Source organism: Gilliamella apis, from assembly GCF_030758615.1.
GTDB classification, from domain to species: domain Bacteria; phylum Pseudomonadota; class Gammaproteobacteria; order Enterobacterales; family Orbaceae; genus Gilliamella; species Gilliamella apis_A.
The window spans coordinates 2,028,501-2,052,106 of the sequence record NZ_CP132381.1 but is presented as its reverse complement, the minus strand read 5'-3'; the positions used below and the strand labels follow the sequence as shown (position 1 = coordinate 2,052,106).

The window sequence follows — 23,606 nt, the reverse complement described above, 5'->3', positions numbered from 1 at the left end:
TTTATTATAACAAATAGAATAATGGTTTTAGTTGTATGGAAAATAATATGCACTATAGTGATAAATTTTTAAAAAATACATTAGTTTTAAATAAAAAAGCACAGATTACTGAAGGATATCATATTGCTTATTGTTTCGATGATAATTATGCAATGCCTGCTGGTTTATCTTTGATGTCTGTTATTGAAAATAATCCGAATATTGCCATTAATTTTCATTTATTTACTAATAATCTTTCTAAACAAAATTTATCTAAATTTGAAACATTAGCGAAACAACTTAATTGCACCATAACTTGTTATGAAATTGATAGTAATTTCTCAGTAAATTCCGATACATTAGTTTTAGGAATATCAATTGCAACATGTTTAAGATTTATTGTTCCTGAAGTTTTAGAAAAAATAACAAGCAAAGTTTTATATTTAGATTGTGATACCTTATGTGTGGGTAATTTAGAAGAGCTTTTCAATAAAGATTTAAATAATAAATTAGCAGCAGTAGTTGCAGATATGGAGTATATGCAAGATAGCCAAGGTAAAATGTATGATATTCCTTATGGTGAGTATTTTAATGCAGGCGTTATATATTTTAATACATTATTGTGGAATAAAAATAAATTAACAGAAAAAACATTTAAGTTGATTAATGACGGTAATGTATATACATTTGCAGATCAAGATGTTTTAAATATTGTTTTAAAAGAGAAAACATTATTATTATCTTCTGATTTTAATAATTTAACAGCTTTATCTGTTAATGGAAATGAAGATGCTAAAGTTGAAAAAAATACTAAAATAATTCACTATATAACTAAAAATAAACCATGGCATCAACCTTATAAAACTAATTTATTTAATCATTATTTTACTAACTCTCCTTGGAAAAGTATGTTATTACCTTTATATAACGATAACAAAACTTCTTCAATCCGTGCTTATGCAAAATTAATGTTTAGGCAAAAGAAATATCTAGCAGGAATAAAACATTATATTATTTATTTGAAAACTAAATTTAAAAAATAATATTAGGTTAATAATTTTGTTTCTTTCAAGCTTATTTAGTTAATAGATTAGAAAAATTTCAATCTATTTCTAATTAAGCTTTTTATTTATAGTTAAAGTTCATGTATATATTTTTGCCTTGGTTATTGGTATAGTATACCTCGTTGTCTTGATGGTTAATTATCCAATTTCATGACTATTGTTTCATGTCTATTTTAAGAGGACGTTATATTTTACTAACGTTAATTATTTCTTTAACAAATTTTCTAGAAGATATAAATAGGGCTTATCTTTTGATTAGGTGTATTTTAAGTGATTGATGATTTTGCAGAAAATGGTTTACTTGCGACAGCTATTGATGGGTTTGTTGCAAGATCTCCACAAAGACAGATGGCAAATAAAGTCACTAAAGCAATACAAGCACAACAATCACTGGTAGTTGAAGCGGGAACCGGTACAGGTAAGACCTTTGCTTATTTAGTTCCTGCATTACGAAGTGAAAAGAAAGTCATTATTTCAACTGGCTCAAAAAATTTGCAAGAACAGTTGTATAGTAAAGATTTGCCGATTATCAAAAAAGCTTTGGACTATACCGGTAAAATTTCACTTCTTAAAGGTCGAGCCAACTATCTCTGTTTAGAACGTATGTATCATCAATATGCAGCTGCCGGTGATTTAGATAAGAATTTACGTACAGACCTTGTCCGTGTCAAAAATTGGTCAATTAAAACCAAAGACGGTGATATTAGTAAATGTACAACGGTAACCGAAGATAATCCAATTTGGCCAATTTTAACTAGTACTAATGATAATTGTTTAGGAAGTGAATGCGAGCACTATAATGATTGTTATGTGGTTAAAGCTCGTAAGCGAGCGTTAAATGCTGATATTGTTGTGGTCAATCATCATCTGTTTTTAGCGGATGTAGTGGTAAAAGGTACAGGGTTTGGTGAATTGATTCCTAAAGCTGATGTGATGATATTCGATGAAGCTCATCAACTTCCAGACTTAGCATGCCATTATTTTGGGGAACAGTTAACCAGCCGACAACTTTTTGATTTAGCCAAAGAGATAAATTTAGCTTATCGAACCGAAGTCAAAGATATGTCTCAGTTACAGCAATGTGCTGATAAACTACAAAAATGTACCCAAGATTTACGATTATTAATAAATCAGCAAAATAATAAAGGCAATCTACGTTATTTATTTAATCAAGCTAAAATTAAACAAGAATTATCTTATTTATTTGATGCTCTTGATTTTTGCAAAGAAGTTCTTTTATTAGCAATAGGGCGCTCTACTACCTTAGATAATTGTTTTGATCGCGTTAACCAGTATCAACTATTGCTAAAGCGTCTAACAGAAACACATGTATCTGGTTTTAGTTACTGGTATGAAAGCTCATATAGTTCTTTTTTATTCGCATTAACACCATTGTCGGTAGCTGAAAAATTTGCAGAGTTATTAATCGAGCGCAAAGGGAGCTGGATCTTTACATCAGCAACCTTATCCGTTGATAATCAATTAGATTATTTCACCAAACGTTTGGGGTTAACCAATTCTGACTCATTGATTTTAGAAAGTCCTTTCGACTATAACAACCAGACAATAATGTGTGTGCCGCGTTATATTCCATCACCAAATGAACAAGGTAATGCTGAAAAACTGGTTGATATTTTATTACCCGTTATTGAAGCTAACAAAGGTCGCTGTTTTTTCCTCTGTACTTCATATGCTATGATGAATGCCTTAGCGACACAGTTTCGAGAATTAACCAAACTACCTGTTTTAGTTCAAGGTGATACCAGTAAAGTAAAATTATTGGAACAGTTTATTCATAGTGGTAACGCTCTATTAATTGCAACTAGCAGTTTTTGGGAAGGAATAGATGTTAGAGGTGACACACTTTCTTGTGTTATTATTGATAAATTACCTTTTACTTCACCTGATGAGCCTTTAATTAAAGCTCGAATGGAAGATTGCCAAATGCAAGGTGGTGATGCATTTAATGAGGTCCAATTACCTGAAGCTGTTATTACCTTAAAACAAGGAGTAGGGCGATTAATTCGCCATCACAATGATCGTGGAGCAATTATTATTTGCGATAATCGATTAGTCATGCGACCATATGGCGCAACATTTATTAATAGCTTACCACCTTCGCCAAGAACGCGAGATATAAATAAGGTCATCAATTTTTTATTATCTAACAGTGAATCGATAATCGATAATTTGGAAAACAAATGAGTACTATTTTAGCCATTGATACTTCAACAGAAGCTTGTTCAGTCGCATTATTTTATCAAAATGAAATCACTCATGATTTCATTATTTCAGAGAGAGATCACACCAAGAAAATCTTGCCTATGGTTGATAATATTTTGCATCAAGCTGGGTGTAGTCTTTCACAATTAGATGCCATTGCTTTTGCTCAAGGTCCGGGTAGCTTTACTGGAGTGCGAATAGGGATTGGAGTAGCTCAAGGCTTAGCTCTCGGTATTGATGTACCAATGATAGCTGTATCGACATTGCAAACTTTAGCACAAGGTGCTTATAGAACTAAATATGCAACTAAAGTTATTCCAGCAATAGATGCTAGAATGGGAGAAGTCTATTTAGGACAATACCATTATCAAGATCAACAATGGCAAGCGATCACTCCTGAATGTGTAATTAAACCTGAAGGTGTGGTAACTAAAATCAAAAGTATTGATAATGAAGATTATTCGGCTGGCACTGGCTGGCAAACTTATCCTAATATGTTAGCAATGATTAAACCAAGTGAAGTGTTGTTACCTGAAGCACAAGATTTGGTGGTTATCGCTCAGCAAAAATGGTTAAGAAAGGAAGTGGTTAAAGTTGAAGATGTTGAGCCAACATATTTGCGCAATGAAGTTACATGGCAAAAATTACCGGGTCGATAAGAGCAGATAAGCGCTCGAAATGCGTTATCTGCTGTGAAATTAGGTTTACTGCTTATTCTTGAAATAATCCCAAATTCGCTTTGGCATATGCTTCAAAATCAGTACAACCACCAATTGGTTTTTCGTCAATAAAAATTTGGGGTACGGTTTCAACTGGTTTACCAACACTTTTTGAAAGATCTTCTTTGGTAATACCTTCAGCATTGATATCAACGTAACGATATGAAAAATCATCTCGTTCTTGTGATAATTTTTCTGCTAACTCTTTAGCTCGCACACAATATGGACATCCTTGACGTCCGAAAATTACAGCATACATAGTTCACCTCTAATAGTTAAATTTAATTGTTGGATCAACTATACTTCAGTTTTAAATAAAAAAAAGTAGTTAAATCTAGTTGATATAATAGATTATACCTATTGATATTACGCTTGCAAAGTTAGCAAGGTATACGTTTTAATCATTTAGATACTTTATTGAATATTTTACCTGTTATAACAAAAAAATATTGAGGAAAGGGGTTTTTTAAGCCTCAAAAATAGTGCTAATTTGATATTACTCGCTATAATTTTAATTTCAACCATTAAATGGATGTCAGTATGTTAAAAAAAATAATATTTATTTTGTCATTAACTTTATCGATAACCACGTTTGCAGCACAAAAAGAGTGCCCTGTAAAACCAAGTTACGACATTGTAATAAATAAAGACAATATCCATATATATAATAAATCTAATGATTTATCTATTATGAATGATGGTCAGGTGATATTGAATAAAAAAATAATATCACTAAATCCATCATTGCGAAAAAAACTTGATCAGTTTCAAAAAGGTTTACGCTCACAATTACCTCAACTAGAGCAGCAATCATTAAGCTTATTGTCTGAAGTAAAAGTTGCTTTTGATCAGGCAATCACCAAAAAGTTGAGTGATGATCGTGAACTGCATAGCGAATTAAATAAATTATATAAAAGATTAGTGAAACTATTACATGGTTCCCTTATTAGCGAGAATGGCAGCACAAAATTTTATTATCAAAATTTTAATAAGTTAAAAAAAGATGGGCACGATATTGGTGAACGTATTTTTTATAATGTTATCGGCGGCAGTATTTTAGAGTTTAATTTATTTAAAAACATCGCCGCTATTAAAGATATTTCGAAAAATGAATGGAAGGCTCAAAAACCAAAACTTAAAGCCTTTGATGCACATATTTGCTCGGTTATTACGGATGTGGACCAACAATATCAACAGATTTTAACAGAACTTAGTCAATCGGCCGACAAGTGAATAGACAATAATCAAAACTTTTGCGAGAATATCTTAATCTACAATCATCAGGTAAAAGAAGTAATCGGCTTATGACTGCAAATATAATTGATGGCAAAGCGTTAGCATTGCAAATACGCAATGAAATTGCTCAAAAAGTAAAAAAACGTACTGAACAAGGTTTATCTGTTCCCGGCTTGGCTGTTATACAAGTTGGTTCGGATCCCGCCTCGAAAATTTATGTGAAAAATAAACAAAAAGCTTGTGATGATGTTGGTTTTGCTTCTTTTGCTTATGATTTTCCATCGTCAACCACTGATGAATTATTAGCATTAATTGATGAATTGAACCAACGCTCCGATGTTCACGGTATCTTAGTTCAATTACCTTTACCGGATAATATTGATAAAACTAAAGTGCTAGAGCGTATCGATCCTCGTAAAGATGTCGATGGTTTTCATCCTTATAATATTGGCCATTTATTACAACGTGATCCAATACTACGGCCATGTACACCATATGGGGTTGTTAAGATGTTAGAATCAACCGGTATTAATTTATCGGGTTTAAATGCAACAGTTGTTGGTGCATCGAGTATTGTTGGTCGCCCTATGGCATTAGAGCTATTACTTTTAGGATGCACAACCACAATCACCCATAGTCGAACAGTGGATGTAGCAAAGCATGTCGGTAATGCTGATATTGTTGTGGCAGGTGTCGGTATACCTAATTATGTCAAGGGCGAATGGATAAAACCGGGTGCTATTGTGATTGATGTTGGTATTAATCGTTTACCTGATGGGAAATTAGTTGGTGATGTGGAATTTGATGTTGCTAGCCAGCGAGCCGGCTGGATCACGCCAGTACCCGGCGGTGTTGGGCCGATGACGGTAGCAATGTTAATGAGTAATACATTAGAAGCATGTGAAAGATTTAGTGAGTAAGCATATTAAAAGATATTGCTCACCTTTTTAACAATTTTTACGTAATAAAATGAAATTAAGGAACATTTTATGATTATATTTCATACTTCATTAGGCGATATTAAGATTAATACTTTTGAAGATAAAGCTCCAGAAACGGTAAAAAATTTTGTTGAATATTGCCAAGAAGGTTTTTATAATAATACCATTTTCCATCGTGTCATTAATAATTTTATGATTCAAGGTGGTGGTTTTGAACCTGGTATGAAACAGAAAAAAACTAAAGCTCCAATTAAGAATGAAGCTGATAATGGTTTAAAAAATAATCGTGGTACATTAGCCATGGCTCGTACTAGTGATCCTCATTCTGCTACAGCACAATTTTTTATCAATGTCGTTGATAATGATTATTTAAATTATCGCTCATCGGATATCAATGGCTATGGTTATTGTGTTTTCGCTGAAGTTGTCGATGGTATGGATGTGGTTGATAAGATTAAAGCGGTTAAAACTGGTCGTAGTGGCATGCATTCTGATGTTCCTGTAGAAGATGTCATAATTAAGAGTGTAACGGTTGAATAATCCGGTTCGTTTTTTTATTGCAGATATTCATCTTGCAGACAATCAGCCTGCTGTAGATCATTTTGATATAACAGCAGGTTTTTTGTCTTTTCTTAAGCAATTACCTAATCAATGTGAGCTTTATATACTTGGTGATTTATTCGATTATTGGGTAGGTGATGATGTACAGTCAATATTATATAATCAAATTGCTGATGCCTTAAAAGAACTCTCCTTACGTCATATTAAAAAATTCTTTGTACATGGGAACCGTGATTTTTTAATTGGTAAGCATTACGCTAAACGCTGTGATATGAATTTATTAAGCGATATTAATTGTTTAGTTAATCAGAATAAAAATATTGTATTTCTGCATGGTGATTTGCTTTGCATTGATGATCCTCAATATCAAAAATTCCGTAAAATCATGCATAAAAAATGGCTACAAAAATTATTTCTATTACTGCCATTAAAAATACGTTTAAAAATTGCCACTAAATTACGCAAAGAGAGCAGCCAGCATAATCAAATCAAATCTGAAACTATTATGGATGTAAATCCAAAAGCTGTCATTGATATGATGATTGCTAATAACGCTAGTATTATGGTTCATGGACATACACATAAACCTGCTACACATCATCTTTATATTAATGACGAGCCAGCAACTAGAATTGTGTTAGGCGCTTGGCATGATGGCATTTCGTATATAAAACAAGAAAAAAATAGCGCTACTTTAGAACTTTATAACCACTCTTTCAAATAATCACTTTGTAGAATTTGTTCAGTATCACCATAGGTTTGTAATTTCCCTTGCTCTAAAACCGCTACGTGTTGTGCAATGCGTTTAACTTCATTGATATTGTGCGTTACATAAACAATAGGGATATTGAGATCATTTACTAGTTTATCAATATAACTTAATAGCTCTTTTTTACGAGGCATATCTAAAGCTGAGAGTGGTTCATCCATTAGTAATAATTTTGGTTCAGCTAATAGCGCTCGACCAATGGCAACACGTTGTTTCTCACCACCCGATAACATTGCTGGATAACGATTAAGAAGTGAACCAATGTTGAGTACCGAAACTATTTCGTCAAATCTTTCTGTATTCAATGATTTTGCACCATAAGTTAAGTTTTTTAAAACTTTATAATGGGGAAAAAGCAATGCATCTTGAAAGACAGTACCAATTTGTCTTTTTTCTGGGGTTGTAAAAATTCCTTTTTCAGTATCAACCAAAGTAGTTTGATTTAGTTTAATATAACCGATATCTGGTTTAATCAAACCATTAATAAGGTTAATCAGTGTTGATTTCCCTGAACCGGAGACACCTAAAATTGCCGTCACGCCATGACAGTGAATTTCATGTTTAAACTGGAAAGCATACGAGGCGAGTTTTTTGCTCACATTTATATTTAACATGACGAACTATCCTGTTAACTTCTTTTTATGCCAACGATTAAGCATTTCTGATAAAAATAAGGCAATTAATGATAATACTATCGAAACAATGCAAAGCCGTAATGCACCGGACTCGCCATCAGGGATCTGTAATAAGGTATACATAGCCAAAGGAATTGTACGAGTTTCACCTTGAATATTTGAAACGAAGGTAATTGTTGCGCCAAATTCACCTAGACAACGCGCGAAACCAAGTACGGTTCCCATTAAAATGCCCGGAAATGCTAATGGTAAAGTAATGGTCATAAAAACACGAAATGGTTTAGTGCCAAGGGTTCTTGCGACTTTTTCTAATCTTGAATCAATTGATTCAATCGCTAATCGAATCGATCTGACCATAAGAGGGAATGCCACCACAGCAGAGGCTAAGGCAGCACCTTGCCAATTAAAACTGAAACTGAGATGGAAATAGTTATTTAGCCATTCACCAATAATACCATGACGTCCCATCGTCAAAAGTAGTAGATAGCCTAAAACAACAGGCGGTAAAACTAATGGAAGATGAACAATACTATCAAACAATGATTTACCTATGAATTGACATCTTGCTAAAATCCAAGCAGTTAAGATCCCTAATGGTAGGCTAAAGATTATTGCTGCTCCAGCTATTTTTAAGCTTAGCAATAATGTTTGCCATTCAAATTCAGTTAATATCATCTTTTCAAAATACTATTTAGTTAAAAAACCATATTTTTGGAAAATATTTTGTGCTGTTTGTGAATTTAAATATTGATAAAACTCTTTTGCTTCAGGTTTCAATAATGTTATTGGATATTCAATAGCTTTAAATGTATCGGCAGGAAAATTACCAACGATCTTCACTTTATCACTTACTTTTGCATCAGTGCTATACACAATCCCTAAAGCAGCTTCGTTGCGTTCAACTAACATTAACGCATCACGAACATTACTTGCTGGAGCCATTTGTGGTAACAATTTATCAAATACGCCTAAATTAGTTAAAGACTCTTTAGCATAAAGTCCCGCAGGGACATGGTCAGGATCACCGATAGCTAATCTTTCGCCTTTGGGTAAAATTGTTTGCCAGTTAGTCTCTGCATTGATATCTACTTTGTCTAATTTAGATTGTTTTGGCGCTATTAAAACTAAGCCGTTTTTTAACAAATTTTGTTTTTCTGTTGTAATTTTATGTTCAATAAGATAATTCATCCATTTTTGATCTGCTGACATAAAAATATCTGCAGGAGCACCTTGTTCAATTTGTTTAGCTAATACTGAAGAAGAAGCAAATGAAAATACGATTTCGGTATCTTTATGCTCTTTTTTATAACTAGTTGCGATATCTTGCATTGCATTCGTCAATGAGGCTGCAGCAAATACTGTAATTTTTTGACTGGCTGTTGCTGATAAGCTGACAAGTAAAGTTGTTAATGATAGTAGTAATCTAATGATTTCTTTCATGTTATTCTCTATATTCGTCATATAATATAATATATAACGATGCTATCAAACTTTACCTATAATGTACAATTAATCTTTAATCGTTAGCGAAATTTTATTGATCATAAAACGATATGAGGACAATTTTTGGTGAAAAATAAAAAAACGTCTACAATAGAACAACATTATCATGAATAATGGTTCATTTAATCTAATAAGGCACGAAGTAATGTTGTCACCAGAAATTTTATTAACTTTAAATTTAAATCAGCAACTATTTACTGACCCACGGCGAATAGCCTTACTAAAAGCGATAGAGCAAACTGGCTCATTAAGTCAAGCAGCCAAACAAATCGGTATAAGTTATAAAACAGCATGGGATGCGGTTAATGAAATCAATAGTTTGGCACCAATCCCCTTTTTGATTACTGCCACAGGAGGAAAAAATGGTGGAGGAACCAAGCTTAGTGCTTACGCAGTTAGATTTATACAACTTTATGATCTATTAACTCAGCTACAATATAATGCATTTAATATTTTAAATGATGACAATATTCCGTTGGATGATATTTTAAAAATTACTGCTAAATTATCATTGCAAACCAGTGCTCGTAATCAAATTTATGGCAGTGTTGTAAGTATTGAAACCAATAATATTGCTGGATTTGTAAAGGTTAAATTAAATGATAATCAAACAGAACTAAAAGCTTATATTACTCAGCAAAGTGTTGAACGCCTAAAAATAAATATTAATAAAACTGTGCTATTACTTATCAAATCACCTTTGATTGAATTGAATGATTTAAATGAAAATCAATTAACAGTTCAAGTAGAAAAAATAGCCACTGATGGTCACTTTTCTGAAATTTCATTTTCGTTACCATCAGGAATGATACTTTACGCAAGCAAATTAACCAGCGAGGTTAATCGTGTAAAGTTAATTGAAGGTCAGCAAACAACCATATCAATCGATCCTCAGCATATTATCATTGCCACATTAGTTTAGTCATTTGAGGTATTTATGTTACAAATTGAAAATACAATATATAAAATTAGTGATTTCCGCGTTTTTACTATCGAATCTTTGATGATTAATGCTGGCGATATTGTTGCTTTTGTCGGCCGAAATGGATCGGGTAAATCAATATTAGCCAAAGCGTTAGCTGGTGATCAAACAATATTATCTGGGAAAGTAATTAATCGTTTTAAATCAATTGCCCACATCTCCTTTGAGTACTTACAAAAAATAATCGATGATGAATGGAAACGAAATAATACTGACATGCTAAGTGATAAAGAAGATGATACTGGATTAACTACGTCTGAGATTATTCAAGAATATAATCAAGATCAAACGCTTTGTGAAAATTTAGCATTACAATTTGGTATAGCACATCTTTTAAATCGTCGTTTTAAATATCTTTCCACTGGAGAAACACGTAAAACCTTAATTTGTCGCACATTAATGAGTAAACCTGAACTATTAATTTTAGATGAGCCATTTGATGGTTTAGATGTTGCTTCTCGAGCTAATTTAGCTGAAATACTTAGCCAACTATCAAAACAAAATATTACTATTGTAATGGTATTAAATCGTTTTAATGAAATTCCGCTATTTGTTAAATATATTGGATTACTGGCTAATTGTCAGCTATTGAAATATGGCACAAAAGACACCATATTAGATGACGTAGCCGTCAAACAACTTGCTAATTTAGAACATTTATCTAATTTTACTTTACCAGATTCAGATGAAATTTCTGTGCCATTACCTAACGATTTAGATCGGATTATTTTAAATAATGGTTTTGTTCAATATGATGGTAAAGCAATTATTAATGGATTAAGTTGGCAAGTTAGAGCTAATGAAAATTGGCAAATTATTGGCCCAAATGGAGCAGGTAAATCCACATTACTCAGTTTAATAACTGGCGATCATCCACAGGGCTATAGTAATGATTTAACACTATTTGGACGTAGGCGAGGCTCAGGTGAAACTATATGGGATATCAAGCGTCATATTGGCTATGTAAGTAGTAGTTTTCATCTTGATTACCGAATTAGTTTAAGTGTAGAAAATGTATTGGCATCGGGTTATTTTGATTCAATTGGCTTATATCAAGCACCTAGTGATAAACAATTAAAATTAGTTAAACAGTGGTTGCAATTATTGGATTTAACGGAGTTAGCTGAGAAACCATTTCAATCACTTTCATGGGGTTTGCAACGTTTAGTCCTAATTGCTAGGGCTTTAGTTAAACACCCAACGCTACTTATTTTAGATGAACCATTACAAGGACTTGATTATTTGAATCGTGAACTGGTCAAAAGTTGGATTGATAATTTAATTGATAGAGGTAATACACAATTATTGTTTGTTTCCCATCATACAGAAGATGCGCCAAAATGCATCACTCATCGATTAACTTTTGTGCCTAATGAGCCTGTTGGCTATCAATACAAAATAGAAAGTATGAAATAATTTCTTAGGCAAAAACTATTAAACTAAGTTTTAAAAATAGAAACAACCAATAAAAAAAATTTTTAAAACTGTGCGAAATTTAGTCAAAATCCGGAAAAAAGTTTATATTGACTATACTTAGCAAGTTATCCCCTATGCCTGTGGATAAGTCTGTGAGTAGTTTATTGAAAAGTGTGTTAACCTCAATGTTCATCAGGTTTTTATTTGATTTGATTACAACTTAAGCATGATTTTAAATATTTATATATATCAATTGGTTATAATAAATCAAGGGTTGTTTGTTAAGACGTCTTTACATTCTTTTAGCTTAACTGAGCAAAAAATATAACATTTCTAAAGGTCAAGTGTTTTTGGGGATAATTTTTATTAATAGGTAAAATTTTAGGTTGCGAGTAATGAGAAAATTTAAATTATGTTCTGATTTTAAACCTGCTGGTGATCAGCCTGCGGCAATTGATCGGATAAATCAAAATCTTGATGATGGGATTGCACATCAAACATTATTAGGTGTTACAGGCTCAGGTAAAACATTTACTATGGCCAATGTCATTGCCAAGCATAATCGCCCAACTATTATTTTAGCACCTAATAAAACTTTGGCGGCGCAGTTATATGGTGAAATGAAAGCATTCTTTCCAGATAATGCAGTGGAATATTTTGTGTCTTACTATGATTATTATCAACCAGAATCATATGTGCCTTCTACAGACACATTTATTGAGAAAGATGCCTCAATTAACGAGCATATTGAGCAAATGCGTTTATCGGCTACTAAATCGTTATTAGAACGCCGTGATGTAGTGATTGTGGCTTCAGTGTCTGCTATATATGGATTAGGTGCGCCTGAAACTTATATGTCCATGATTTTACATTTGGCAAGAGGTACCATCACTGATCAGCGTTCAATCTTAACGCGTTTAGCGGAATTACAATATACCCGTAATGAAATTGGTTTTAGTCGTGGTACGTTTCGGGTACGAGGTGATGTTATTGATATATTTCCTGCTGATTCTGATGAACTAGCTGTACGTGTTGAGCTTTTTGATGATGAAGTTGAACGGATAGTTATGTTTGATCCATTAACTGGTAATGCGATTAATGAGGTACCTCGTATTACAATTTATCCCAAAACGCACTATGTCACCCCAAGAAATATTATGGACAATGCGATTGCTGAAATTAAGCAAGAGCTTCAAGAACGCCAAAAAGTTTTGTTGGATAATAATCGACTTTTAGAAGAACAACGATTAACTCAGCGGACTCTATTTGATATAGAGATGATGACTGAACTTGGTTACTGTTCAGGAATCGAAAATTATTCCCGATATTTAGCTCAACGTAAAGCAGGAGATCCGCCAGCAACATTATTTGATTATTTGCCGGCTGACGGATTATTATTTATTGATGAATCTCATGTGGCAATTCCGCAATTAGGGGCGATGTATAATGGTGATAGATCACGGAAACTTAATTTAGTTGAATACGGTTTTCGTTTACCATCAGCATTAGATAATCGACCACTAAAATTTTCAGAATTTGAAAACATAATGCCACAAACAATTTATGTTTCAGCAACACCAGCTAAATATGAAATTGAAAAATCGGGTGGTGAAATTATCGAGCAGGTTGTTAGACCTACAGGCTTATTAGATCCAATTATTGAGGTTAGGCCGGTAGCTACTCAAGTTGATGATCTATTATCTGAAATTAAAGTGAGAATAAATCAAGATGAGCGAGTATTAGTCACCACTTTGACTAAACGTATGGCTGAAAACTTAACTGATTATTTATCTGAACATAATGTTAATGTTAAATATTTGCATTCGGATATTAATACCGTTGAACGAATGGAAATTATACGCGATCTTCGTCTTGGTAAGGTTGATGTGTTAGTCGGTATCAACTTATTACGTGAAGGATTGGATATTCCCGAAGTATCATTAATTGCAATTTTAGATGCTGACCGAGAAGGATTTTTGCGTTCAGAAAGTTCATTAATCCAAACGGTTGGTCGTGCAGCTCGAAATGTGAATGGTAAAGCGATTTTATACGCCGATAAAATTACTCCGGCTATGCAGAAAACGATCGACGAAACAGCGCGCCGTCGTAAAAAACAAGAAGATTTTAATGAAGCTCATGGTATTACACCAAAATCAGTACGTAAAGAAATTAAAGATGTTTTAGATGCTGGTTTGAGCACGAAAAAAGCTACGGCTAAAGTACAAGCTTTTAACCAGGTGGACAGTATAATTATGTTTCGGTCAAAGAAGTTCAAGCAAGAGTTAAAGAGCTTGAAGCTATGATGTATGAAGCCGCCCAAAATCTAGAATTTGAAAAAGCAGGTGTTTTACGTGATGAGATCAAAAAATTACGAGCTGATTTCATCAAAGTATCTTAATAAAAAGTTTTTAAGGAAAATATAATGACAATTACTCGTATAGATCCCGAAGATAGATGGTCGGAAGCGGTGATCCATAATAATGTGATCTATTATACAAGCGTACCAACAGATTTGCGTGATGATGCTTATACGCAAACCCAAAGTGCCTTAGCTGAAATAGATAAAATTTTAGCAAGAGCGAATAGTGATAAAAGTCGCATTTTAGATGCAACCCTTTTTTTGGTAAATAAAAGTGATTTTCCAGCCATGAACAAAGCTTGGGATGAATGGGTAGTGAAAGGGAAAGCTCCAGTTCGTTGTACTGTTCAGGCAGGATTAATGAAAAAAGAGTATTTGATTGAAATTAAAATCGTTGCTGCCGTTAATTCATAAATTTATATGATTATCCGCCATATATTGGCGGATTTAATAACTTTGTATTATGAGATTAACTGTTTTATTTATGCATTAGCTTAAATTGTCCGAATATTGAGTTTAACTTATTGATAAGAAGTCATAGTTCTTGCTATCCCATTTATCGAATTTTAGTGTATACTTTCGACACTTAATATTTACATCTCCTTATAATCATCTATGCATACTCAACCAAAAATTGCCATTGTAATGGGGTCGAAAAGTGATTGGGCTACTATGCAGCATGCTGCTGATATTTTAGATACTTTAGCCATTACTTATCATGTTGAAATTGTTTCTGCCCATCGTACTCCAGATAAATTATTCGAATTTGCTGAAAATGCTAAAACAAAAGGCTTTGATGTTATCATCGCTGGTGCAGGCGGTGCAGCTCATCTACCGGGGATGTTAGCAGCAAAAACCTTAGTTCCTGTTTTAGGCGTGCCGGTTCAAAGTGCAGCATTAAGTGGTGTGGATAGTCTTTATTCAATCGTGCAAATGCCAAAAGGCATTCCTGTTGGAACTTTAGCTATTGGTAAAGCTGGAGCTGCAAATGCAGCCTTATTAGCTGCGCAAATTCTGGCATTACATAACCAAGAAATTTATCAACGTTTATCTAATTGGCGATTGAGTCAAACTGATGAAGTTTTAAATAATCCTGATCCGAGAGTAGCGATATAATATGACAATTCGATCTGTTTTTGTATTAGGAAATGGCCAGTTAGGGCGTATGCTTCGACAGGCAGGTGAACCATTAGGTATTCATGTTTATCCTGTAGGACTAGATGTTGAACCGGCATCAATTCCTTATCAAAATTCTGTTATTACTGCTGAAATTGAACGTTGGCCTGAAACGCAATTTACGCAAATTTTAGCTAGTCATCCTCAGTTTGTTAATCGAGATGTATTTCCTATTATTGCGGACCGTTTAACTCAAAAACAGCTACTTGATGAACTGAAATTACCAACAGCTAAATGGTTTGCTGTTAAAAATCAGTATGATTGGCCGAGTTTTTTTGAAAAATTAGGTGATTTACTAATTGTTAAGCGTCGATCCGGTGGTTATGATGGTCGTGGGCAATGGCGACTTTCAGTAGGTGATGACATCACTGTGCCAAATGACGTTTATGAAAATGCTATTGTTGAACAAGCCATTCCTTTTGAAAAAGAGGTGTCGTTGGTTGGGGCTCGAAATGCCAAAGGGGAAACAGTTTTTTATCCTTTGACTAATAATTTGCATCAAGATGGCATATTAAAAATGAGTGTTGCTATCCCATGTGAAAATGAGACATTACAGATAAGCGCTGAGCAGATGCTAGCAAAGATTATGCATAAACTTAATTATGTTGGTGTTATGGCAATGGAATGTTTTGTCATTGGTGATAGCTTATTAATTAACGAATTGGCCCCAAGGGTACATAATAGTGGCCATTGGACGCAAAACGGTGCTTCTATTAGCCAGTTTGAATTACATTTACGGGCTATTTTAGATTTACCGTTACCTAAACCAGATGTTTTTTGTCCATCAGTGATGGTGAATTTAATTGGTACCGAATTCAACATTAATTGGTTAGCGGTAGATTTAGTTCATTTGCATTGGTATGAAAAAGAAGTAAGAGTTGGGCGTAAAGTTGGTCATATCAATTTAAGCCATCAACATCGCCAAAAATTGATTGAAGCCTTAAATCAACTTGATTCTATGTTACCAGCAGAATATGGTTCACCAATCGAGTGGGCAAAACAGAAATTATAGCTGATTGAACCTCAGGTTGCGATATGATCGATTTTAATAAAAAAATTAATTATCAACGATATGCCAGTAAACAACGACAAGCATCTGATGAATATTCTGTCTTGCGTTTTTTTGAAAGTGATCGTGGTCGCATTCTTAATTCAGCAGCTATACGGCGTTTACAGCAGAAAACACAAGTATTTCCTTTAGAGCGTAATTCTGTTGTGCGAACTCGGCTTACTCATTCAATGGAAGTACAACAAGTTGGTCGTTATATCGTCAAGGAGATTGTCAATCGTCTTAGTCTCTCTGGAAAATTAAAGACGTTTGGCCTAGATAAATCTGTCATGTCTATAGAAAGCTTAGTTGAAATGGCTTGTTTAATGCATGATATTGGTAATCCACCATTCGGCCATTTTGGTGAAGCAGCGATCAATCAGTGGTTTACTACGCGTTTGGGAATTAATAATGATTCAAGCTATCCAATACTTAATATTAATGAGACCGATGAGCAATCACTCAAATCATTAAAATTAAAAATTCGCCAAGATCTTGCAAATTTTGAAGGTAATGCTCAAGCAATTCGATTGGTGCATACAATTCTTCGACTTAACTTAACTTATTCACAAATCGCTTCAATTCTAAAATATTCCAAACCTGCTTATTGGTCTAATGATATTCCAGATGAATTCAGCTATTTGATGAAAAAACCTGGATACTATCTGTCTGAAGAATCTTTTGTTAATGAATTATCACAGCAACTGGATATTCAACCATTTCACCGCTATCCTCTTACTTATATTATGGAAGCGGCGGATGATATTTCCTACTGTATTGCCGATCTGGAAGATGCTGTAGAAAAGAAAATTTTGACTGTGCAACAGCTTTATCACTATTTAAAAGAAGCATGGGGCCCAGTTAAAAAAGGTGATTTATTTGATGAAGTTGTTAATAAACCTTATGACAATTTGAAAAAAAATGAATTTGAAGCGATAGGTATTGACCAATTCTTTATGTATTTACGGGTAAATACTATTGCTAAATTGGTACCACATGCGGCAGAACGATTCATTGAAAACATTGAAACAATCTATCATGGTTCATTTAATCATGCTTTACTTGAAGATCATGAAGCTGAGTATAAATTACTGAATATATTCAAAACAGTTGGATTTGAACATATCTTTAATCATGAGATGGTTGAAAATATTGAATTACAAGGTTATCGAATAATCACGGGTTTATTGGATATTTATAGTCCACTGCTAAATATGTCAACAGATGATTTTATTAACTTAGCCAAAACAAGTAATCATAAAAACTATCCTATCGAAACAAGGTTGTATCATAAATTATCGGCAAAACATTGTGTTGCTTATCAACAAGCTATTGCATCATTGGACAAAGGGCATTGTAACTTTAAATGTTGGGAATTTTATTATCGTTGCCGGTTAATTCAAGACTATATTAGTGGTATGACTGATCATTTTGCTTATGACGAATATCGCAAACTAATGGTAACATTCTGATTATTAATATCTATCGGCACCAAAAATAGGCATAAGCACCAAATTGGTGCGATAGAAAGCTTATTTTTATCTTTAAAAACCCCTTTCCTCAAAATTTTTTACTTAACAATAATTACCGACCAATTTTAAAAATAGCAAATATTTCAATGGTTAATCATTCTATACTAATTTTGGCATGCTCCTTGCATTAACTTAAATAACATTAATAGTAATAAGGAGTAATGGATGAAATTTGTCACCGTAGTTATAAAACCTTTCAAATTAGAAGAGGTTAGAGAATCACTATCAAATATTGGAATTACTGGTTTAACCGTAACTGAAGTTAAGGGATTTGGGCGACAAAAAGGTCATGCCGAACTATACCGTGGGGCAGAATATAATGTCAACTTTCTACCTAAAGTAAAAATTGAGCTAGCAATTAGTGATGAATTGCTCGATGAGGTAATTAGTACCATTACTAAAGCTGCTTATACAGGAAAAATAGGGGATGGGAAAATTTTTGTTACTCCGCTAGAACATGTTGTTCGTATTCGTACCGGTGAAACTGATGAGTCAGCACTGTAATTATCAATAAGGATATCATTATGTTGAAAAAATTTATTCTCTGTTTCGGATTCGCTTTAGCAAGTCCAGTGTTTGCTGATGAAGTGGCAATTGCAGATAAAGCTGACAATGGTTTTATGATGATCTGTACTGCATTAGTTTTATTTATGTCAGTACCTGGTATTGCACTTTTTTACGGTGGCTTATTAAGATCTAAAAACGTTTTATCCATGCTTTCACAAGTATTAGTAACATTTTCGTTGATTGCGGTGTTATGGATAGTTTATGGCTACTCTTTAGCCTTTGGTGAAGGTAACTGGTTTTTTGGTAACTTTGACCATTTTTTATTGGTTAATGTTGGTATTACTGATATTTCTGGTTCGATCTATGAAATGATTTGGATTGCATTTCAAGGTTCTTTTGCTTGTATCACATGTTGTTTAATCTTGGGTGCATTTGCAGAAAGAATTCGTTTTTCGGCAGTTCTTATCTTTATGGTGTTATGGTTCACTTTCTCATATATTCCGATGGCTCATATGGTTTGGGGCGGTGGAATTCTTGGTGATGAAGGGGCATTGGATTTTGCTGGTGGTACTGTGGTACATATCAATGCAGCTGTTGCTGGTTTACTCGGTGCTTATCTGCTTAAAAATCGTATTGGTTACAATCGAGAACCATTAAAACCGTTTAACTTACCTTATGTTTATTTAGGTGCAGCTATCTTATATATCGGTTGGTTTGGTTTCAATGCCGGATCGTCAACACATGCTGATGAAATTGCTGGTTTAGCTTTTATTAATACCGTTGCCGCAACTGCTGCCGCTGTTTTAGCGTGGTCATTCGCCGAATGGATATTACGTGGTAAACCATCATGTTTGGGGGCTGCATCAGGCGTGATTGCTGGATTAGTTGGTATCACTCCAGCAGCAGGATTTGTTGGTGTTGGTGGTGCAATGTTAATTGGTCTTATTTGTGGGGTTGCCGGTGTTTGGGGTGTTTCATCTTTAAAAAGGATTTTAAAAGTTGATGATACCTGTGATGTATTTGGTGTACATGGCGTATGTGGTATTGTTGGTTGTCTACTAACTGGGGTTTTTGCTTCTGAGTCATTAGGTGGAACAGGTTATGCCGATGGTATCACTATGACAAGTCAAGTAGGTATACAATTAATGAGTGTCATCACTTGTGTCATTTGGACGGCAATAATAGCTTATATTGCGTATAAAATTGCTGATCTTAGTGTTGGTTTGCGAGTTTCTGAAGAGCATGAACGTGAAGGACTTGATATTAACAGTCATGGTGAAAGTGCATTTAACAGTTAAGATTATTTAGAAGGTTAAAATAAAAAATCTACAGTATGTCAATACTGTAGATTTTGCCTTATTAATTATTGTTAAGTTTTTTTAGTCATCCCAAAGCATAATAGTATTATCCTCAGTTAAGACTAAAGGTGGAGCGAAAAGGTAATCTTTAAATCTAGTTGGTAGCGATTGAACATTGTTCAAGTTAAATTGTATTTCAGGGTAAAACTTCGCAAATTCCTTTAAACGTTCATTTAGCAATTTCTTTACTCTATTTGATTCTTTGGCAATTAATATCTCGTCTTTTAACATGCCAATTTGCTTTTTATGATGTTCTGATTCAAATATTTCTTGAAAAATAAAAGAAAAACCTGACTTGTTATTATTTTGTTTATCATCATGATATTCCCTATATTCAGAATGGTGAAGTTTCAATTCTTTAATACGTAAACCAATAACTTCATCAATATGATCTGTATAATCATTTAATGTTGGGTCAAGATACGCTAAGGTTTTATGCTCAGGTATAGCATCATTGCTATGCACCAAGGTAAATAATGGTTTTTTATATGTCTTCATTCTGTAACTTCCTTTTAATTCAGGGTAAAAATAGAACAATAAATTTGACAACTAAACAGCGTTAATACTCATTATTGTCAAGGCATATCTGTTTAACTTTATGCTTACACATATAAAACAACTAATACTTTTACTATACTGCTATTTACAACTGACTATTAAAACTAATGATTTAATAAAAAATCATCTTGTTACGATATAAATAAGACTAACATGCTATTTGATAGCTTGTTTTAAACCTACTATTTTGCTGTGCCTCCTGTAATGTTATATAAATATTTATTAATAAAAATCTTTAGTTAATATTTACTATATCTAACGGAGATATAGTAATAACTATATAGCTTTACTTGATTGGTTTAAGATAAATTGAATAAATCTTAATATGCTTGTTTATCTAGTTATTAATCTATAATAATAAACTGCATGTCTTAGGATGGTGATTTAGATTTGAGATATATTGATACCTCGAATTCCAATCACTGGTTGATATAAGTCCATTTTAGAAGTATCAAATCTTCTGGAAAATGTTTACTAAAAAAGGATAGACTTTATTAAGTTATCATATCGGACTTAATTTTTATGTTATTACGCTACTAAAAATATTTTTTGAAAACAACTTATTTTTATTCTTTTAAAAGCAACGCTAATCATTCTTAATTGAGAATATCAATAGTGATATTGAGACCATCAATAAACTTTTCAATACCTACAGATAACATTACTTCATTTGTGTCATTTTACTAAATGTACTAAATAACAAAATATATCAACCACGGTAAAGACTTTATTTTATAGATGCTAAAACTTATAAAAAATATAGATTACTTTTCTTTGCTATTTTTGATAACACTATACTTTTTTATGCTAATAGATACTAGTATTTTTTATGTTTTTTGTCCAGTATTTGACAAATGATCTATTATTAACTTTGCATGAGCTAAATTGTTGCAACATTATCTTTACGTAAAACTGATAAAAAACAGTGGCTTTCTGAATGGTAATAGATTAGATTAGTAAGATGATCTTGTATGGTGTTCTTTGGAATCACTGTAAATGAATAGTGAAGATAAAGTGTCAAATAGTAGCCGTTTTATTAACCGTTATCAGTTATCAAAGTTACATACATTTGAGTCTGCTGCTCGCCATTTATCTTTTGCTTCCGCCGCAGAAGAGCTCTGTATTAGTCCAAGTGCTGTAAGTCATCAAATCAACAAACTGGAAGAAGAACTGAATTTTAAATTATTTAACCGATTTCATCGAAGGATAACTTTGACCAATGATGGTAAAAATTTATTTGCAGTGGTTAAGAAGTCATTAAGTATTTTAAATCAAGAAATTGTTGATATTAAAAATAAAGATGTTACCGGTGCTATTACTATCTATTCTTGCCCATCTTTTATTCAAGAATGTTTAATTCCAAAGTTATCGCAATTTACGGAATCTTACCCCTATATCATTTTGAATATGATATCAGGCAATACCCCAATTAATTTTAACCAATATCCAGTTGATTTAGCAATCTATTATGATTCTTTGCATTATGATGAATTAGATTGTGAACATTTAATTAGTGAAACACTTATTCCAGTATGTACCCCTGATTATGCTAAGCAATTTAATCTATATAATAATATCGAAAATTTAAAAAAATGTACTTTATTACATTATAACACAGGCGATATGTTAGATTTTAGTTTTGATGAATGGCAAACATGGGCAAATTACTTTTCGTTATCTTTTGATTTTATTAAGATGCAAAATTTGCTATTCGATCGTTCAGACCATGTTATTGCTGCAGCAATCAATAATGCTGGTATTGCTATAGGTAGAAAACAGACTCTCAAGAAATATCTAGAATCTGGGAAACTGATTGCCCCTTTTTTAGATATGGAAGCACCATGTGCACAGCGTTATTATATTTGCCGATCACATGAAAGATATAATCCTAAAATAGATGTTTTTGTGCAATGGCTTAAAAGCCATATACAAGAATAATTATGATTCAGACAATTAAGTGCAGTAATTCTATTACTACACTTAATACATTGTAGGATTATTATTTTTTTAGGTGTTTTAAATTAGGTAAGGCAATGGCCAACAAAATAATGATCACTCCAATCCATTGGTTGAAATATACCGATTCTCTCAAATAGAAATAAGAGCATGTTACTGCAACGGGAAGTTCTGCTGCTGATAGAATAGCACTTAATGAAATGCCAATTTTTGGAATACCTACCGAGAATAAAAAAGGTGGTAAGACAGTTCCTAATAATGCCAGTAAAAAACCTAATTGGTAAATTTTATCACCAATACTGAATTCAAAGAAAAATAGTGGTGGAAAAATAATAAAGGTGACAATACAAGCTCCGGTTATCATGAGTGCACTTTTTTCTAATTTTGGTAATTCGTTACCAATATTGCTACTAGTGGTAATAAATAGCGAATACATTAATGCGGCTAAAAAACCAAATAAACATCCAGTTAAATTCAACTTAATGGTTTGATTGAATATACCTGCGGCTAAACAACTACCAATGATAATTGTAATGATTGTTACTAACTGAATAGGCGTTGGTTTATTTTTAAAAATAACAAAATCAATAATGACACTTATCCATAAATATTGCATAAGCAAAATAATAGCAATAGATGCAGGAACCAATTGCACGCATTGATAATAACAAATCCCAACTAAGCCTGGAAATATACCAACGGCACACATATGCCATTTTTTAGTTGAGCTTTTTTTGTGTTTATTCGTTACTTTATTTTTATTGGTGGCTTTTACTATAAAATGGATCCCCCATAGTATCAGCATACCAAAGAAACATTGAACTCCAGTCACTTGGCCTAGTGTATAACCTGATTTATAAGCGGTCTTTACAATAGAAGAGAGAACGCCGAAGCTACAAGCGCCTAAAAAAACTAATAAACCACCTAAAAATTTTTCTTTCATAGCTAAATCTCATTACTTTTAAAACTATATGTGTCGTCAATTATTGGCACATAAAAATTATAACCAACAAGAAATATCCTGTGGCTTTATGTCACTATTTTTACGGTATGGGAATACTCAAAAAAACAGAGGATAAATAAG

At 33.0% G+C, this 23,606-nt stretch carries 22 protein-coding genes and 1 pseudogene; 17 read left to right on the top strand and 6 right to left on the bottom strand.

What is annotated here, in order from left to right; all coding sequences use genetic code 11:
- Nucleotides 1-35 precede the first annotated feature (35 nt).
- The 3 genes from RAM17_RS09430 (at nucleotide 36) to tsaB (ending at nucleotide 3,925) form a co-directional block, all read left to right on the top strand.
- A complete protein-coding gene (locus RAM17_RS09430) occupies nucleotides 36-1,022 on the top strand; it encodes a glycosyltransferase family 8 protein (protein ID WP_110447502.1) in 987 nt (328 codons plus the stop codon).
- Between the two features lie 291 nt (nucleotides 1,023-1,313).
- Nucleotides 1,314-3,248 (top strand): ATP-dependent DNA helicase, encoded by a 1,935-nt coding sequence (locus tag RAM17_RS09425; RefSeq protein WP_110447503.1) that lies wholly within the window; start codon nucleotides 1,314-1,316, stop codon nucleotides 3,246-3,248.
- Nucleotides 3,245-3,925 carry a tRNA (adenosine(37)-N6)-threonylcarbamoyltransferase complex dimerization subunit type 1 TsaB gene (tsaB, locus tag RAM17_RS09420; protein WP_110447504.1) on the top strand — a complete coding sequence of 227 codons (681 nt, stop codon included), beginning with the start codon at nucleotides 3,245-3,247 and terminating at the stop codon, nucleotides 3,923-3,925. The genes RAM17_RS09425 and tsaB overlap by 4 nt, the downstream gene beginning before the upstream one ends.
- Before the next feature lie 52 nt (nucleotides 3,926-3,977).
- On the opposite strand, the gene RAM17_RS09415 is transcribed toward tsaB, so the two are convergent.
- Complete coding sequence (locus RAM17_RS09415; protein WP_065579308.1) at nucleotides 3,978-4,244, bottom strand: GrxA family glutaredoxin; 267 nt, start codon at nucleotides 4,242-4,244, stop codon at nucleotides 3,978-3,980.
- 281 nt (nucleotides 4,245-4,525) lie between these two features.
- On the opposite strand from RAM17_RS09415, the gene RAM17_RS09410 reads away from it, so the two are divergent.
- The 4 genes from RAM17_RS09410 (at nucleotide 4,526) to RAM17_RS09395 (ending at nucleotide 7,447) form a co-directional block, all read left to right on the top strand.
- Nucleotides 4,526-5,218: a DUF2884 family protein gene (locus RAM17_RS09410; RefSeq protein ID WP_181414640.1), complete on the top strand. Its 693-nt coding sequence runs from the start codon at nucleotides 4,526-4,528 to the stop codon at nucleotides 5,216-5,218.
- Nucleotides 5,219-5,289: 71 nt separating this feature from the next.
- Nucleotides 5,290-6,141: a bifunctional methylenetetrahydrofolate dehydrogenase/methenyltetrahydrofolate cyclohydrolase FolD gene (folD, locus tag RAM17_RS09405; protein ID WP_110447506.1), complete on the top strand. Its 852-nt coding sequence runs from the start codon at nucleotides 5,290-5,292 to the stop codon at nucleotides 6,139-6,141.
- Between the two features lie 69 nt (nucleotides 6,142-6,210).
- Entirely contained in the window at nucleotides 6,211-6,702 is a 492-nt protein-coding gene (ppiB, locus tag RAM17_RS09400; protein WP_110447507.1) for a peptidylprolyl isomerase B, read from the top strand.
- The gene (locus tag RAM17_RS09395; protein ID WP_110447508.1) at nucleotides 6,695-7,447 is read left to right on the top strand and encodes a UDP-2,3-diacylglucosamine diphosphatase; all 753 of its coding nucleotides are present in this window, start codon (nucleotides 6,695-6,697) and stop codon (nucleotides 7,445-7,447) included. The genes ppiB and RAM17_RS09395 overlap by 8 nt, the downstream gene beginning before the upstream one ends.
- Here RAM17_RS09395 and modC read toward each other — a convergent pair.
- The 3 genes from modC to modA are packed head-to-tail and all read right to left on the bottom strand — an operon-like array spanning nucleotide 7,426 to nucleotide 9,567.
- A complete protein-coding gene (gene modC / locus RAM17_RS09390; protein WP_086364029.1) occupies nucleotides 7,426-8,106 on the bottom strand; it encodes a molybdenum ABC transporter ATP-binding protein in 681 nt (226 codons plus the stop codon). The genes RAM17_RS09395 and modC overlap by 22 nt on opposite strands.
- A 6-nt stretch (nucleotides 8,107-8,112) precedes the next feature.
- Nucleotides 8,113-8,802, bottom strand: a complete 690-nt coding sequence (gene modB, locus RAM17_RS09385) for a molybdate ABC transporter permease subunit (protein WP_110447509.1) — start codon at nucleotides 8,800-8,802, stop codon at nucleotides 8,113-8,115.
- Nucleotides 8,803-8,814: 12 nt separating this feature from the next.
- A complete protein-coding gene (gene modA / locus RAM17_RS09380) occupies nucleotides 8,815-9,567 on the bottom strand; it encodes a molybdate ABC transporter substrate-binding protein (protein WP_110447510.1) in 753 nt (250 codons plus the stop codon).
- Between the two features lie 208 nt (nucleotides 9,568-9,775).
- Between modA and RAM17_RS09375 the strand changes: the two genes are divergently transcribed.
- From RAM17_RS09375 to amtB, 9 genes and pseudogenes are all read left to right on the top strand, one after another.
- Entirely contained in the window at nucleotides 9,776-10,552 is a 777-nt protein-coding gene (locus RAM17_RS09375) for a TOBE domain-containing protein (protein ID WP_181414641.1), read from the top strand.
- A gap of 15 nt (nucleotides 10,553-10,567) precedes the next feature.
- Nucleotides 10,568-12,028, top strand: a complete 1,461-nt coding sequence (gene modF, locus RAM17_RS09370; RefSeq protein ID WP_110447512.1) for a molybdate ABC transporter ATP-binding protein ModF — start codon at nucleotides 10,568-10,570, stop codon at nucleotides 12,026-12,028.
- Between the two features lie 395 nt (nucleotides 12,029-12,423).
- Nucleotides 12,424-14,426: pseudogene (gene uvrB, locus RAM17_RS09365) on the top strand (excinuclease ABC subunit UvrB).
- Between the two features lie 24 nt (nucleotides 14,427-14,450).
- On the top strand, nucleotides 14,451-14,801 hold the full coding sequence (locus tag RAM17_RS09360) for a RidA family protein (RefSeq protein WP_086359936.1): 351 nt from the start codon (nucleotides 14,451-14,453) through the stop codon (nucleotides 14,799-14,801).
- 201 nt (nucleotides 14,802-15,002) lie between these two features.
- The gene (gene purE / locus RAM17_RS09355; protein ID WP_110447513.1) at nucleotides 15,003-15,503 is read left to right on the top strand and encodes a 5-(carboxyamino)imidazole ribonucleotide mutase; all 501 of its coding nucleotides are present in this window, start codon (nucleotides 15,003-15,005) and stop codon (nucleotides 15,501-15,503) included.
- Between the two features lie 7 nt (nucleotides 15,504-15,510).
- The gene (purK, locus tag RAM17_RS09350; protein ID WP_110448038.1) at nucleotides 15,511-16,575 is read left to right on the top strand and encodes a 5-(carboxyamino)imidazole ribonucleotide synthase; all 1,065 of its coding nucleotides are present in this window, start codon (nucleotides 15,511-15,513) and stop codon (nucleotides 16,573-16,575) included.
- 23 nt (nucleotides 16,576-16,598) lie between these two features.
- Nucleotides 16,599-18,083: a dGTPase gene (gene dgt, locus RAM17_RS09345; protein ID WP_110447514.1), complete on the top strand. Its 1,485-nt coding sequence runs from the start codon at nucleotides 16,599-16,601 to the stop codon at nucleotides 18,081-18,083.
- Between the two features lie 225 nt (nucleotides 18,084-18,308).
- Complete coding sequence (gene glnK, locus RAM17_RS09340; protein ID WP_086359933.1) at nucleotides 18,309-18,647, top strand: P-II family nitrogen regulator; 339 nt, start codon at nucleotides 18,309-18,311, stop codon at nucleotides 18,645-18,647.
- A 20-nt stretch (nucleotides 18,648-18,667) separates the two neighbouring features.
- Nucleotides 18,668-19,948, top strand: a complete 1,281-nt coding sequence (amtB, locus tag RAM17_RS09335; protein WP_110447515.1) for an ammonium transporter AmtB — start codon at nucleotides 18,668-18,670, stop codon at nucleotides 19,946-19,948.
- A gap of 81 nt (nucleotides 19,949-20,029) precedes the next feature.
- On the opposite strand, the gene RAM17_RS09330 is transcribed toward amtB, so the two are convergent.
- Entirely contained in the window at nucleotides 20,030-20,506 is a 477-nt protein-coding gene (locus tag RAM17_RS09330; protein WP_110447516.1) for a hypothetical protein, read from the bottom strand.
- Nucleotides 20,507-21,562: 1,056 nt separating this feature from the next.
- On the opposite strand from RAM17_RS09330, the gene dsdC reads away from it, so the two are divergent.
- Nucleotides 21,563-22,504: a DNA-binding transcriptional regulator DsdC gene (gene dsdC, locus RAM17_RS09325; protein ID WP_110447517.1), complete on the top strand. Its 942-nt coding sequence runs from the start codon at nucleotides 21,563-21,565 to the stop codon at nucleotides 22,502-22,504.
- 61 nt (nucleotides 22,505-22,565) lie between these two features.
- On the opposite strand, the gene RAM17_RS09320 is transcribed toward dsdC, so the two are convergent.
- Entirely contained in the window at nucleotides 22,566-23,465 is a 900-nt protein-coding gene (locus tag RAM17_RS09320) for an EamA family transporter (RefSeq protein WP_110447518.1), read from the bottom strand.
- Nucleotides 23,466-23,606 lie beyond the last annotated feature (141 nt).